The sequence below is a fragment of the Xanthomonas sp. SHU 166 genome, from assembly GCF_000364685.1.
Classification (GTDB): Bacteria; Pseudomonadota; Gammaproteobacteria; order Xanthomonadales; family Xanthomonadaceae; genus Xanthomonas_A; species Xanthomonas_A sontii.
In genome coordinates this window covers 1-347 of sequence record NZ_AQOJ01000731.1, presented here as the reverse complement: position 1 = coordinate 347, position 347 = coordinate 1, and the positions used below count along the sequence as shown (strand labels likewise).

Genomic DNA, 347 nt, shown 5'->3' with positions numbered 1-347 from the left:
GGCGGCCGGCGCCGGCTGGCCCTGCATCTGCAGGCTCATCGCCAGCAGACTGCTGGCCAGGACATCGTCGGGGCGCTGCCGCAGGTAGGCGCGGGCGCCGCGTTCGAGGGTCTGCGCCTGGCCGGCCTCCAGCGCCGCCAGCAGGTCCGGGAGCGGGGGGATCGCGGTGTCGTCCAGGGAGGTCATGCGCAGGCGGGTCGTGGGCGGTCCTCCACCTTAGCCGCCCGCCCGCGCCGTGCGCCACGCCGGTCGCGCCGACGGCTGCCACATAACCCATACATTGCCGTTACGAAGACGCGCGACCGCTCCTAGATGTGATCTCTCAGTAGGTTGTTCATCCGGGGCAT

1 pseudogene is annotated in these 347 nt (G+C 71.8%); it reads right to left on the bottom strand.

Annotated elements, in window-relative coordinates:
• Nucleotides 1-186 (bottom strand): annotated as a pseudogene (locus D180_RS17115) (hypothetical protein); the annotation flags it as partial.
• Between the last annotated feature and the right edge of the window lie 161 nt (nt 187-347).